11 protein-coding genes are annotated in these 13,643 nt (G+C 69.4%); 7 read left to right on the top strand and 4 right to left on the bottom strand.

All coding sequences use genetic code 11. The annotated features are described in order from the left end of the window. Nucleotide 1: 1 nt before the first annotated feature. Together ACW5F0_RS12575 and ACW5F0_RS12570 are read right to left on the bottom strand one after the other, a co-directional pair. Entirely contained in the window at nt 2–814 is an 813-nt protein-coding gene (locus ACW5F0_RS12575; protein ID WP_456966060.1) for a 2-keto-4-pentenoate hydratase, read from the bottom strand. Further along, entirely contained in the window at nt 795–2,282 is a 1,488-nt protein-coding gene (locus ACW5F0_RS12570) for a 2-hydroxymuconic semialdehyde dehydrogenase (RefSeq protein WP_456966061.1), read from the bottom strand. The genes ACW5F0_RS12575 and ACW5F0_RS12570 overlap by 20 nt, the downstream gene beginning before the upstream one ends. A 244-nt stretch (nt 2,283–2,526) precedes the next feature. Between ACW5F0_RS12570 and ACW5F0_RS12565 the strand changes: the two genes are divergently transcribed. Genes ACW5F0_RS12565 through ACW5F0_RS12545 form a run of 5 tightly spaced genes read left to right on the top strand, consistent with a single transcriptional unit; the run spans nt 2,527 to nt 6,820 of the window. After that, nucleotides 2,527–3,681 (top strand): amidohydrolase, encoded by a 1,155-nt coding sequence (locus ACW5F0_RS12565; RefSeq protein WP_456999856.1) that lies wholly within the window; start codon nt 2,527–2,529, stop codon nt 3,679–3,681. A 37-nt stretch (nt 3,682–3,718) separates the two neighbouring features. Next, the gene (locus ACW5F0_RS12560; protein WP_456999855.1) at nt 3,719–4,618 is read left to right on the top strand and encodes a hypothetical protein; all 900 of its coding nucleotides are present in this window, start codon (nt 3,719–3,721) and stop codon (nt 4,616–4,618) included. Next, on the top strand, nt 4,615–5,472 hold the full coding sequence (locus tag ACW5F0_RS12555; RefSeq protein WP_456966064.1) for a VOC family protein: 858 nt from the start codon (nt 4,615–4,617) through the stop codon (nt 5,470–5,472). The genes ACW5F0_RS12560 and ACW5F0_RS12555 overlap by 4 nt, the downstream gene beginning before the upstream one ends. Beyond that, on the top strand, nt 5,469–6,173 hold the full coding sequence (locus ACW5F0_RS12550) for a class II aldolase/adducin family protein (RefSeq protein ID WP_456999854.1): 705 nt from the start codon (nt 5,469–5,471) through the stop codon (nt 6,171–6,173). Before ACW5F0_RS12555 ends, ACW5F0_RS12550 begins: the two co-directional genes overlap by 4 nt. Beyond that, nucleotides 6,173–6,820: a ChuX/HutX family heme-like substrate-binding protein gene (locus ACW5F0_RS12545; RefSeq protein ID WP_456966066.1), complete on the top strand. Its 648-nt coding sequence runs from the start codon at nt 6,173–6,175 to the stop codon at nt 6,818–6,820. Before ACW5F0_RS12550 ends, ACW5F0_RS12545 begins: the two co-directional genes overlap by 1 nt. Here ACW5F0_RS12545 and ACW5F0_RS12540 read toward each other — a convergent pair. After that, nucleotides 6,817–7,548: a GntR family transcriptional regulator gene (locus ACW5F0_RS12540; protein ID WP_456999853.1), complete on the bottom strand. Its 732-nt coding sequence runs from the start codon at nt 7,546–7,548 to the stop codon at nt 6,817–6,819. The two genes, ACW5F0_RS12545 and ACW5F0_RS12540, sit on opposite strands and share 4 nt — an antisense overlap. Before the next feature lie 325 nt (nt 7,549–7,873). Between ACW5F0_RS12540 and ACW5F0_RS12535 the strand changes: the two genes are divergently transcribed. Both ACW5F0_RS12535 and ACW5F0_RS12530 read left to right on the top strand, forming a co-directional pair. Further along, nucleotides 7,874–10,852: a TonB-dependent receptor plug domain-containing protein gene (locus tag ACW5F0_RS12535; protein WP_456999852.1), complete on the top strand. Its 2,979-nt coding sequence runs from the start codon at nt 7,874–7,876 to the stop codon at nt 10,850–10,852. An 18-nt stretch (nt 10,853–10,870) separates the two neighbouring features. Next, nucleotides 10,871–12,052 carry an alpha/beta hydrolase gene (locus ACW5F0_RS12530; protein ID WP_456966069.1) on the top strand — a complete coding sequence of 394 codons (1,182 nt, stop codon included), beginning with the start codon at nt 10,871–10,873 and terminating at the stop codon, nt 12,050–12,052. A gap of 35 nt (nt 12,053–12,087) precedes the next feature. Here the strand turns inward: ACW5F0_RS12530 and ACW5F0_RS12525 are convergent, their stop codons facing one another. Further along, nucleotides 12,088–13,575, bottom strand: a complete 1,488-nt coding sequence (locus tag ACW5F0_RS12525) for an AAA family ATPase (protein WP_456999851.1) — start codon at nt 13,573–13,575, stop codon at nt 12,088–12,090. Nucleotides 13,576–13,643 lie beyond the last annotated feature (68 nt).

Below are 13,643 nucleotides of genomic sequence, written 5' to 3'. Positions count from 1 at the left end.
GCTACTCCCGCGTGAATGCCGCGCCGACCCGGCCGAGGCCGGAGATCCGCGCTTCGAAGACGTCGCCGGCCGCCACCGGCACCATCGGCCCGAGCGCGCCCGACAGCACGATGTCGCCCGCACGCAGCGGGCGGCCCATGTGCGCGACCGTGCGCGCAAGCCAGGCCACGGCATTGAGCGGATTGCCCAGGCAGGCGGCGCCGCACCCTACCGACACCGGTTCGCCGGACTTCTCCAGGCTCATGCCGCAAAGCACCAGGTCGAGCGTGTCGAGCTTCTTCGGCGAGCCACCGAGCACGTACACGCCCGACGAGGCGTTGTCGGCGATGGTGTCCAGGATCCCGATGCGCCAGTCGCGCACGCGGCTGTCGACCACTTCGATCGCGGGCAGTGCGTAGCCGATGGCATTGAGCACCTGGCCCATGCCCGGGCGCTCGTCGTCGAGGTCGCGCTCCATCACGAACGCGATCTCGGCCTCGACCCGGGGCTGGATCAGGCGCGATAGCGGAATCTCCCGGCCGTCGCCGTATTCCATGTCGTCGAACAGCAGGCCGAAGTCGGGCTGGTCGACGCCCAGCTGCTGCTGCACCGAGGCCGAGGTCAGGCCGATCTTGCGGCCGACCACGCGCCGGCCGGAGGCTTCCGCTTCGCCGGCGAGCAGCGACTGCACCGCGTAGGCCCCTGCCAGTCCCTGCGACTGGAACAGCGTGCCCGGCGGATCACAGGCCACGCCGCTGCGCGCGGCTTCGCCGAGCATGGTGGCGGCGCGGCGAATGCCCGGATCGGTGCGCGCGTCAGAGCTTGATGCAGACATTGCGCAGCTCCGTATAGAACTCCAGCCCGTGCACGCCGCCCTCGCGGCCGATGCCGGATTGCCTGGCGCCACCGAAGGCGGTGCGCAGGTCGCGCAGGAACCAGCAGTTCACCCAGGCCACGCCGACTTCGATCGCGGCGGCGACGCGGTGCCCGCGCGCGAGGTCCTGCGTCCAGATCGTGGTCGCAAGGCCATAGGGGCTCGCGTTGGCGCGGGCGATGGCCTCGTCCTCGCGGTCGAAGGGCGCGACGTGGCAGCAGGGCCCGAAGATCTCCTCGGTGACCACCGAGGAGTCGTCGGCAAGCCCGGTCCAGACGGTGGGCTGGACCCAGTAGCCGCCGGCGAGCGCGGCCGGCATGTCGGGCACGCCGCCGCCGGTGACGACGGTGGCGCCGTCTTCGCGCGCGCGCCGGTAATAGGACAGCACCTTGTCGCGGTGGGCGGCGCTGATCAGCGGGCCGAAGCTGGTGGCCTCGTCGTAGGGCGCGCCGGGCACCAGGGCCTCGGCGGCGGCCTTCAGGCTCTGCACGAACGTGTCGAACACCGGGCGCTCCACATATACGCGCTCGGTGCCCAAGCAGACCTGGCCTGTGTTGAGAAAGGCCGCGCGCGCGATGCCCGCGACCGCGGCATCGAGGTCGCAGTCGGCGAAGACGATGCCGGCGTTCTTGCCGCCCAGTTCGAACGACACCGGACGCACGCCGGCCGCGGCGGCCTTCATGATCGCGGTGCCGGTGCGGGTCTCGCCGGTGAAGGTGATGGCGTCGACGCCGGGGTGTTCGGTCAGGAACTGGCCGGCGCTGTCGGGGCCAAAGCCGTGCACGACGTTGAACACGCCATCGGGCACGCCGGCATCGCGGATTACCTCGGCCAGCAGGGTCGTGGTCGAGGGGGTGTCCTCCGACGGCTTGACCACCACCGTGTTGCCGAAGGCCAGCGCCGGCGCGACCTTCCAGGTCATCAGCAGCAGCGGCAGGTTCCAGGGGCAGATCACCGCGATCACGCCGCGCGGCGTGCGCAGGCCGTAGTTGAGCGCGCCGCGTCCGTCGGGCGTGGGCGTGCGGAAGCTCTCGGTGGCGCTGTTTGCGATCTGGTCGGCGAAGACGTCGAAGTTGGCGGCGCCGCGCGGGATGTCGAGGTGGCTGGCCATCGCCGCCGGCTTGCCGGTGTCGCGGATCTCGGCGGCGAGGAATTCGTCGAAGCGGCTGCGGACACCTTCGGCGATGCGGCGCAGGGCGTCCGCGCGTTGGGCATCGGTAAACCTGGACCAGGGGCCGTGCAGCGCCCTTTGCGCCGCGGCCACTGCTTCGTCGACCATCGCGGCATCGGCTTCGTGCACCAGGCCTGCGACCGCACCGGTGGTCGGGTCGCGATTTTCGAACAGCGCTTGCGACGATGCCCGCGGGCGCCCGTCGATGAAGTGCGTGATGACGGGGAGGCTGGGGTCGGGCGCGGCGGCGAGGGTCATGGTGTCCGTACCGGAAACGGGTGGCGCCGGGATTGGCGGAATTCGGTTGCCCTGCCGACCACGCATGGCGGGGGCTGTTGGGGCAGTCTTGGCGAAAAAGTCGAAATTAGTCAAACGATTCAGGCGAAATATGCCAAACACTGCCTGTTGGATGCAACAAATATCGAAATTAAGTTTGACGTGCTCTGCCGGTTATGGTCCTATCCAGACTCCGCGAGTCCTGCCTCCCGCCATCCGAGTCCCCATGACCTCCATCCATCCCGCGCTCGAGGGTCTTGCCTCCGAAATGGCTGACTGGCGCCAGCGCATCCACGCCTGGCCCGAACTTGGGTTCGAGGAGTTCCGCACCGCCGCCCTGGTGGCCGAAGTGCTGGAGTCGCTGGGCCTCGAGGTGCACACCGGCCTAGGCGGCACCGGCGTGGTGGCCGTGATCGACAGCGGCAAGCCCGGCCTGTCGATCGGCCTGCGCGCGGACATGGACGCGCTGCCGATGGACGAGGAAAACGAACTGCCCTTCCGCTCGCAGCGCGAAGGCGTCGCACATACCTGCGGGCACGATGGCCATACCGCGGCGCTGCTCGGCACCGCCAAGCACCTGGTTGCGCACCCTCCTGCCAGCGGCCGCGTGGTGCTGATCTTCCAGCCGGCCGAAGAAGGCGGGCGCGGCGCGATCAAAATGATCGACGACGGGCTGTTCACCCGATTCCACTGCGATGAGGTCTATGCCTTCCACAACATGCCGCTGCTCGGCCGGGGCCGGGCCAGCGTGCGTCCGGGCGCGACGCTGCAGTCGCTGGCGGTGTTCGAGATCGGGATCGAAGGCGTCGGCGGCCATGCGGCCGCGCCCCACAAGGCGACCGACCCGCTGCAGGTCGCCGCGCGCCTGGCTGTGGAGATCTCCGCCATCGTGGGCCGACACATCGATCCTATGGAAGCCGCGCTGATCAATGTCGGCAAGCTGCAGGCCGGCACCACCCACAACATCATCCCGGCCACGGCCTCGCTCAGCGGCACCATGCGCGCGCTGTCCACCGAGGTGCACGATGCGCTGCAGGCGCGCCTCAAGGCGCTGTGCGAAGGCTATTCCCTGATGTCGGGCTGCAACATCACCTGCACGTTCCCGCACTCCTGCCCGCCGTGCATCAACGGCCCGGAGCAGTCCACACTGGCCGCACAGGCGATCGCCGATGTGCTCGGCGAAGGCAATGTCGAAACCGACCGCCGCGCCTATCCGTTCTCAGACGATTTTTCGTACATGCTCGAGCAGTGGCCCGGCGCCTACCTGTTCCTGGGCATGGACAGCGCCATGTGCCACCACCCGACCTTCAGCTTCGACGACGGGCTGCTGCCCGTGGCCGCCAGCGTGTTCGCGCGCATCGTGGAGCGGCGGCTGGGCTAGGGGCGCGCATCCGTCACTGCAACCCGGGGAGTACGCAATGACCATCAGCATCGAAGACCTGCGCTACGTGCGCATGGGCAGCGCCGACCCCGTGGCTTCGGCCGCCGCCGCGATGGACCTGCTGGGCATGCAGGAGGCCTGGCGCGCGAACGACGTCGTGGCCCTGCGCAGCGACCATCGCGACTACACCCTGCTGTTCGAGCGCGGCAGCGTGGCGCGGCCGTCGATCGGGCTGGAAGTGCGCGACGAGGCGACATTGGAGCGCGCGGCCACATTGCTGCTTGCGCAGGGCGTGGCCGACATCCGCGACCCGGAACTTGCCGCGCGGCGCCAGGTGCGGGCGTTGCTTGGCTTCACCACGCCCGGCGGGCTGGGCGTGGAGCTGGTGGTGCGTCCCTTGCACAAGGGATGGCGGTTCCACCCGGGCCATGACAGCGGCCTCGTCGGCCTGGCCGCGGTGGCCATCCGCACGCCGGAGATCGCGCGCGACGAAGCGCTCTGGACAGGCGTGTTCGGGATGCGCATCGCCGACTGGATCGGCGACGCCGCTTACTTGGGGTTCGACCGCGCCCACCACCGCCTGTCGCTGCATCCTTCGGACGCGGCCGGGCTGGTGTCGGTGGAGTTCGGGCTCCAGTCCTGCGACAAGGTGATGCAGCTGTCCTACCGCGCCCGCGAGCAGGGGCTGCCGCTGCGCCACGGGCCGGGCCGGCGCTGCACGTCGGACCAGGTATTCCTGAGTGTTGAGGGTGCCGACGGCACGCTGTACACCGCGGTGGCCGAGGGAAGCGAGCCGGGCGACGATGCGAGGCCGCGCCAGTTTTCCCCGGTGCCGTCGTCGTACTGCGCCTGGGGCAGCGCCTGCGACATTCCCGAGTACTGCGCCCAGGGCGTCGGGCGCCCGCGGCCGCAGCTGCGCGAGGTGGGCAAGCCGTGATCAGGCTGCGCGATGTCTGCTACGTGCGACTGGGCACGCGCGACCTCGCGGCCGCAACCAGCTACGCCACTGCCATCCTCGGCCTGGAGGTCGGCGAAACAGCCGGCCATGCCGCCTATTTCCGCTCCGACCAGCGCGAACACACGCTGTATTATTTCGAGGGCGACCCGGCCGACCAAGTGGTCGCGTTCGAGGTCGATGCCATGGCCGAGCTCGAGGCCGCCGCCACGCAGCTCGAGGCGCTTGGCCATGCCGTGCACGTCGGTACGGCCGCCGAGGCCGACCAGCGCAAGGTGCGCGCGTTCATCGGGTTCAATGACCCCACCGGCAACCGCATCGAATTCGCCTGGCGTCCTGCGGTCAGCGGACGGCGCTACCACGGCAGCCGCGACGCCGGGATCACCGGCTTCAGCCATGTCGGCCTGTGCACCACCGACGCCGCGCGCGACGAGCGCTTCTGGACCACTATCTGCAATGCGCGCGTCAGCGACCGCATCGGCGATGCGCCGTTGCTGCGCATCGACGCGATCCACCACAAGATCGCGCTGTTCCCGACCAACCGCGCCGGCATCCAGCACATCAACCACCAGGTCGAACGCACCGACGACGTGCAGCGCTCCTTCAACTTCATCCGCGAGCGCGGGATCCCGGTGGTGTTCGGCCCGGGCAAGCATCCGACGTCGTCGGCGCGCTTCCTGTATTTCGAAGGGCCCGACGGCATGGTGTTCGAGTATTCCTCGGGCGTGTGCGACATCGCCGACGAACTGCTTTACCGCGAGCGCCAGTTCGAGTTCGGGCCCAAGGGCTTCTGCGAGTGGGGCGCCCGGCCCGACATCCGCGAGTTCCGCACGTGAGCGCGGGGGTGCCCACGCCCGGCGCCGACCAGACGCGCCGGGTTCGCGTTGCCGCCCGCGCGCTGGCGCGACAAGGCCTGGTGCATGCCTACGGGCACTGCAGCCTGCGCCTGGACGCAGGCCACTTCCTGGTCGGGCCGTCGAAGCCGCTCGGCCTGGTGGGCGAGGGCGAGGCCTGCACCGTGGTCCCGATCGACGGACCCCTGCCCGAAGGCGTGCTGCCCGAAGTGCGCATCCACCGCGAGATCTACCGCGCCCGCCCCGCGGTCGGCGGCGTCGCCCGCGTGCAGCCGCCGAAGCTGATGAGCCTGGGCGTGCTCGGCCGCACCCCGGTGGCGCGGCACGGTTTCGGCAGCTATTTCCATCCGCGGCCGCCGCTCTGGGACGATCCGCTGCTGGTGCGCGACGACGCCAGCGCGCACGCGCTCGTGCAGCAGCTCGGCGACGCGCGCGCGATCGTGATGCGCGGCAACGGCGCCGTGGTGGCCGGCGACTCGCTGGAGATGGCCGTGGTGCTGACCTGGTACCTCGAGGACGCAGCCCGGGTCGAACTCGACTGCCTGGCCACCGGCCTCGACGCGACCGCGTTCACCGCGGCCGAGTCCGGCGCGCGTGCCACGTGGAACGGACGGCTGCTTGAACGCATGTGGGACTACCTCGCCCACGGCGACCCCGAACTCACCCTGCCCAAGGACTGCTGATGAATTCCAGGACGCTGCTGTCGCGCCTGCCACTACTGCTCGCGCTCGGCATGGCCGCACCTGCCCATGCGCAGGACCTGTGCGCGTCGGTCGACGATGCCCGCGTGGTCCAGAACTACTACGCCAACATCCGCCCGGGCGGCCCGCCGCCGGCCGCGGCGCGGCTGTACCGCATGCCCGAGGCCACCCTGGTCAGCGCGCTGCACCCGGACCAGGCCTATGGCGTGCGTTCGAACCGCCTGTTCTTCGAGGAGGTCTGGAAGTCCATCGATGCCTGGGGCAAGGACACGAAGATCGGCCTGGTGTTCACGTCGGGCGGCATGCACGCCTGGAACTTCCCCAGCACCGTGCCGCAGACCCAGGCGGGCTACAGCCCGCTCTGGTACGACATGTACGCCGACGACGGCGCGGGCGTGCACGGGCACATCACCCCGCAGGAGGTCGAGCAGATCTGGGCGCTGCAGCTGCCGACCCTGAAGCCCGACAAGTTCACCCGCATCCTCGGCTTCTATGGCCGGGACGGCCACCTGATCGTGGGCCTGTACGTGTCGGAAGGCACCAAGGCCTTCGATCCGAAGGCGGTGGAGGGCTTCGAGCGCACCCGTGAGCTGCTCCGCAGCCATCCGCGGATCTGCAGCCCGGGCTAGGCCCTCGCAGGGGCGCCGCCTTCCAGCGCCTGCATCTTCGACATCGCGTCGCGGACCACGTCATAGGTCCGCATCAGATGATCCTGGGTCAGGCGGCAGGCGCGCACGGCATTGCGGTCCATCGCCGCTTCGAAGATCTCCACGTGCTCGTCGTGCACGAAGCGGCGGCGGTTCGAATAGCTCAGCGACACCCGGCGGTAGCGCTCGGCCTGGTGGTAGAGCAGTTCCTGCAGCTTGGCCAGCCAGGGCGAGTCGCAGGCGGCGATCAGCGCGGTGTGGAAGGCGTGGTTGCGCGCCTCCCACAGGTCCACGAGCGCCTGCGGCGCTGCATCGCCGGACAAAGGGAGTTCGGCTTCCACTTCGCTGAGTCCGGCAAAGGCCGCTCGGACCTGCTGCTCCCAGGCGTCGTCGCCGTGCTCGATCGACAGGCGCAGCGCCTCGGTCTCGACCAGGGTACGCACGCGTGAAATGTCGTCGAGCTCGTCCAGCGACAGCGGCGCCACCCAGAAGCCGCGCTGCTCCTGGGAATTGACCAACTGGTCGCCGACCAGGCGGGCCAAGGCCTCGCGCAGGGGCGACATCCCGATGCCGTACTGCTGGACCAGGGATTCAAGCTTGAGTTTGCTGCCCGGGACCAGGCGTCCGGCAACGATGTCCTGGCGGAGGCGCTGGTAGGCCTGGCGGGCAAGCGTGCGCGCCGACGGCGGCGCCGGATCTGGCTGGCTCATGGATGCAGGATGCTCGCAGGAATTTCGGAAATCAATGCGCAAAACCGTGACGCGATGCAGCATCCGCCACCCCCGATGATTGCGGAAGCAGGTGAGCGAGTGTGCGTAATTGATTGAGAATTATCGATTTTAATCAACATTGTTCGCCGCAGTGACGATCAACCGCCGAGCGATCCGGTAAAAATATCGGAATTTGTTGACATTCATTCGACGCCTCTGCTCATATCGGCCACCACGTCCATCGCCTGTCACCGCATCAGTGTGATGGAAGAAATCGATCGCCATGCACGGCGATTCACCCATCAGGATCTTCCGGGGAAGCATCATGAGCAAGCGTGCACGTTGTCTTAGGGGAGTGGTCGGCGGCGTCAGCCTGCTGGCGTTGGGAATCTCGGGCGTACTGCAGGCCCAGACGCCGCAGGCCGGAGCCGATGTCGGGCACACGCTGGACACGGTGGTCGTGACCGGCACCAACATCCGTGGCGCCACGCCGGCAGGCAACGAGGTGCTGGTCATCGGCGCCGAGGAGATCAAGGCCAGCGGCAAGGCGACCATCGGCGACTTCCTGCGCGAGCTGCCGGCCAACTTCGCCGGCGGCGTGGGCATGAGCGACAACTCGCAGGGCGGGCAGGACGCGAGCGTGGCCGGCTCGAACATGACCGGCGGCCAGGGCGTGAACCTGCGCGGCCTCGGCGCGCTGTCGACGCTGGTGCTGGTGAACGGCCGCCGCGTCGCCGCGTCCGGGCAGTACGGCGACTTCGTCGACATCTCCAACATCCCGACCAATGCCGTGTCGCACATCGAAGTGCTGCTGGATGGCGCCTCGGCCGTCTACGGATCCGATGCCGTGGGCGGCGTGGTCAACATCCTGCTCAAGCGCAGCGACGACGGCGCGCACACCACCTTCCGCGTCGGCACCACCGACGGCGGCGCCAACCAGTACCAGTTCGGCCAGACCTGGGGCCGGCAGTGGGACGGCGGCGGCATGGTGCTTGGCTATGAGTTCAACCGCCAGGACAACCTGCTCGCGACCGACCTTGGCATCCACAACGGTGGCGACTTCAGCAGCCGGGGTGGCGTCAACTGGCGCCGCGCCGCGGCCCGCGCCGGCAGCGCGGCCAACCTGTTCGCAGGCGGTGCCGCCGGCAACGGCAACGTGGTGTATCGCGTCCCCGGCGGCGCGGGCACCGGCCTCACCGCGGCCGACCTGGTCGCGGTCACCGACGGCGTGGGCAATACCTACAACGCGTGGGAGATGGTCGACATCCTGCCGGAGATGGACCGGCATGCCGCATTCCTCGGCTTCGAGCAGCGCGTCGGCGAGTCCACCGATCTGTATGCCGACCTACGCTATACGCGTCGCCGCGGCGAGTACAACCAGGGCTATCTCCCGCTCTACGGCACTCTCGGTCCGTCCAACCCGTACTTCATCCCGGGCGTGGTGAACAATTTCGGCGTGGTCGTCGACGACCGGCCGCTGGGCCGCGAGGTGGGCGTCGACAGCCTGGCGGCATCGATCGGTGCGAGCTTCGAGCTCGGCGGCAGCTGGCGCGGCGACGCGGCGCTGTCCTACAGCCGCGACGAGCAGAGCCGTGATTCCGACGTGCAGCGCAACGCGAACATCTACGACTACCTGCCCACGACCGCCGGCGGAAGCGTGCAGGCGCCGACCTCGATCCAGTGCAGCCTCGGGCTCCCCGGCAACGCCAGTCCCGCGGCGTTGGCGTACTGCGCGCAGCTCGATTACCAGCCCTTCAATCCCTGGACCACCGAAGGCCTGTCCGAGCAGGTGCTGTCGCAGCTGATCGGCTACGAGAACCTCGACTTCACCTCCTGGCTGGCGCAGGCAAGCTTCAAGGTCGACGGCGACCTGTTCGCGATGGGCGGGGGCACCGCCAAGCTGGCGGCGGGCGTCGACTGGCGGCGCGAGCACATCGGCGGCGAACTCGAGTTCAACTGGCGCAGCATCGAAGACCAGTACGCCCGCTTCGGCACCACGCAGCGCGACGTCACCGCCCTGTTCGCGGAACTTGCGTTCCCGTTGATCGGCAAGGACAACGCCTCGGCGTTCGCGAAGAAGCTCGATCTGTCGATTGCCGGGCGCTACGAGCGCGGCCGCGGCTTGGGCCACTTCTCGACCTTCAACCCGAAGGTCGGCCTGGACTTCAAGCCGACCGATAACCTCAGCCTGCGCGGCAGCTGGGGCACGTCGTTCCATGCGCCGCCCATGCGCTACGCCTACAACGGCGTGCAGCCGATCACGGGCGGCAACGGCGCCTTCATGCGTGCCGACCTGTACAACGCGCCCTGCGACACCACCATGGTGCCGCTCAACGGCGTCACCGGCACCCCGGGCGGTCCGGGCAACTGCACCTTCACCGCGATCGTCGTCAGCGGTGGCGCCGGCCCCACGCTGCGGCCGGAAGAGTCGGAAACCTGGACGCTGGGCTTCGACTACGCGCCCGAGTGGGCCCCGGGCCTGAAGATCGGCGCGAGCTACTTCAACCTGAAGGTCGACGACCGCATCGTGCGCATCCAGGCCGGCGCGCTGGGCGGCATCCTCGCGCAGCTGTTTGCCACCGGCAGCACGCCGTACATCGACAGCCTGGAGATCAACCCCGGCATCGATCGCGTGCGCGCCCTGATCGAGAACGACCCGCGCTACCTCGGGCAGCTGGGCGCGGGTCCGGTGCAGGCGCCCGGGGACGTGGCCATGATCGTCAACGCCACCCAGCTCAATCTCGCCTCGCTGAAGATGGACGGTGTCGACTTCAGCCTGCGCTACGGCTGGGACACCGCGGGCGCCGGTGCCTTCGACGTCTTCGCCCGCGGCACCTGGCTCAAGAGCTACGAGGTCCAGGCCATTCCCGGCGGCGACTACGTCGACCAGCTCGGCAAGTACAGCCCGGTCGGCAACCCGGTGGAGCTGCGTTCGCAGCAGGGCGTGTCGTGGCAGTCCGGCAACGTCCGCGCGACGCTGACCATGAACTACGTCGACGATTACGAATGCGCGAGCGGCTGCTTCGTGCCCAATGCGCAGGGCATGCCGGTGGCGGCCACGCGTCCGGTCAGGATCGATTCCTGGACCACCTTCGACCTCAACGTCGACTACGATCTCTCCGGCATCGGCGGCTTCTTCCAGGATTCGCGCATCAACTTCGCAGCGGTCAACTTCACCAATCGCACCCCGCCCTTCGTCGACGGCGGCACGGCCGCGAACGACTCGCTGGCCGATCCCTACGACCCGGCCAACGCGACGGCGCTGGGCCGTTCGCTGGTCCTGGCCTTCGACAAGCGCTGGTAATCGATGGAGCACCGCCACATGACGCGTCTGTACCGTTTCCTGCTGCCCGGCCTGCTGGCCGCGTCATGTGCCGTCGTGGCACCGGCCGCCGGCTGCCTGGCCTGGGCACAGCCTGCCGCGACCCCGGTGGTTCCGGTCACGCTGCCCGACTCCGAAACCACGCTGCTGCGCTCGCGCACCGGGCTGGAATACCGGGTGTTCGTGGCCTGGCCGGACTATCCGGCGCCCGAAGGCGGCTACCGCGTGATCTACGTGCTCGACGCCAATGCGATGTTCCTGACCACGGTCGAAGCCGTGCGTGCACATGCACGCAGGGGTGACGCCGGGCCGGATCCCGGTGCGCTGGTGGTGGGCATCGGCTACCCACCCGGTGCCGACATCGGCGCGCGGCGCACCTGGGACCTGACGGTGCCCGTGGCCGAGCCGCGTGCAAAGGCGCCCACGGGCGGCGCGGCGGACTTCTTCGAGTTCATCCAGAGCGAGCTCAAGCCCCGGATCGAACGCGACTACAGGGTCGACCGCGCCCGGCAGACGCTGATGGGGCATTCGCTTGCGGGCATGTTCGCAACGCGCGTCATGACGCGCCATCCGGATGCCTTCGAGAGCTACGTCGGCATGAGCAGTTCATTCTGGTTTGGCGGCCACGGCCTGAGCGGTGAGGTCGAAGCCTTCGCGAAGGCACGCACGCCGGGCGATACGCCGGTGCGGGTGATGCTGCTGGCCGCGGAGTTCGAGGAGGCTGTGCATCCGCGCGCTTGGGCCAGCAGCCCGGACAGCGCGGCGAAAGCCCGGGATGATCTCACGCAGCGCGGGCAGGTCACGCGAGCGCGCGCCGCGGCCCAGCAGCTGGCGGCGGCCCCGGGCATGATCGTGGACATGGCCGAGATCGCGGGCGAGGACCACGGCAGTGTGGTGCCCGCGGCCATCGGACGCGGGCTGCGGTTCGTGCTGTCCGGACCGACCGCGGTGCCGGCCCTGCCCAGCGCCCGCGAGTACATGGCGATGACGCCGGAGGCGCGCTACCAGCTGCGGCTGGATGTGCGCGCGCTGCCCGATCCCCACCGCGTCCCGTGGCTCAACGGACTCAAGAGAACGCTGCACGGCGGCCTGGCCAAGGAAGAGCTCGAGCTGCTGCACACCGAGCGCAACGCCATGGACGCCCGCCACGGCACGCGCCCGCATCTGATCAACGCCGACTGACCGGCGCGCCTGCGCGTTGCCCGCGCGCAGGCCCTTCAGTCCGCCGGCACCGTCCGTCCCCGCGCCCAGCCGCGCAGCGCCTCGACCTGCTCGCGCATCACCACCGACAGCGGCCGGGTGCGCTTGATCTCGGCGCGCAGCATGAAGTCGTTGAGTGGCGTGCCGGCGGCGTGCGCGGCGTACAGGCCGGAGACGATCGCCTGCTCGATCTCGGCGCCGGAAAAACCGTCGGCCGCGGCGGCCAGGCCGTCGAGATCGAAAGCCGTCGGGTCCAGTTCGCGCTTGCCCAGGTGCAGCGCGAACAGTTCACGCCGCGTGTCCGCACCGGGCAGGTCGACGAAGAAAATCTCGTCGAAGCGGCCCTTGCGCAACAGCTCGGCGGGGAGGTCGTGCACCTGGTTGGCGGTGGCCACCAGGAACACGTGTGATTTCCGCTCGGCCATCCAGGTCAGCAGGTAGCCGAGCACGCGCCGCGAGACGCCGCCGTCGCCGTCGCCGGTCGACGAGGCCAGGCCTTTTTCGATCTCGTCGATCCAGAGCACGCAGGGTGCGAGCTGCTCGGTCGATTCTAGGGCGGCGCGCAGGTTCTTCTCGGTCTCGCCGTGGAACTTGTCGTACAGCGTGCCGAAATCCAGCCGCACCAGCGGCACGCCGAAACCGCCGGCGATCGACTTCGCCAGCAGCGACTTTCCACAGCCCTGCACGCCCAAGAGCAGCACGCCCTTGGGCGGATCCAGCCCGGGCGGCGCGCTGCCCGAGGTGAACACCGCGCGCCGCTGGTCGATCCAGCGCTTGAGCGCGCGTGCGCCAGCGACGTCGGCGAAGCCGGCGGTGTCGTACTCGTAGTGCAGGTGGCCGCTGCGGTTGAGCAGCTCGAACTTGAGCTTCGCCAGGCGGGGCAGGTCATCGTGGCGCAGCGCGCCGTCGTTGAAGATCAGCTGGCGGGCGATGCGGCCGGCGTCGCCCAGCGACAGGCCCTGCAGGTTGCGGACGATCAGCTGCACCGCCTCGGCATCGGCCTCGACGCGGCGGCCGCCGTGTTCGACCTGGTAACGTTCGGCCTCCTCGCGCACCAGCTTGAGCAGGGCGCGGGCGTCGGGCAGGCGGGTGCGGAAGCGCACCGCCTTGGCCTCGAGTTCGGCCGGCAGTTCCACCTTGTGGCCCACCAGCACCAGCACGTGCGGCAGGCAGCCGCGGCGCTGCACCAGGTCGCGCAGCATGCGCTGGGTGCCGGCGTAGCCCAGGTAGGGGTGGAAATCGAGCAGCAGGTAGACGCCACGCTGTTCCGCGGCATGGATCGCGCGCAGCGTGGTGGTGGCGTCGGGCGCGTCTTCGGCCGGGTCCTCGCCGTCGAGGTCCAGGCGGCGCAGGCCTTCGGTGATGGTCCAGCGGTAGAGCGCGCGCCAGACGTGCAGCAGGGATTGCCGGAACAGTTCGACCACCCGCGGCTCGTCGGGGGTCTCGACGATGATCAGCGGGGTGTCGGCGCGGATCAGCGCGGCCAGGTCCTTCAGGTCACTCATCTGTCACACGCGGAGGGTGTCGGGAACGGAGGCATTCTATGTGCGCGATCCTGCGCCGGGCGGTGTAC

Source organism: Luteimonas sp. A534 (assembly GCF_054072805.1).
Note: the sequence above shows the minus strand (reverse complement) of the source record. Positions and strands in the feature narration are given on the sequence as shown.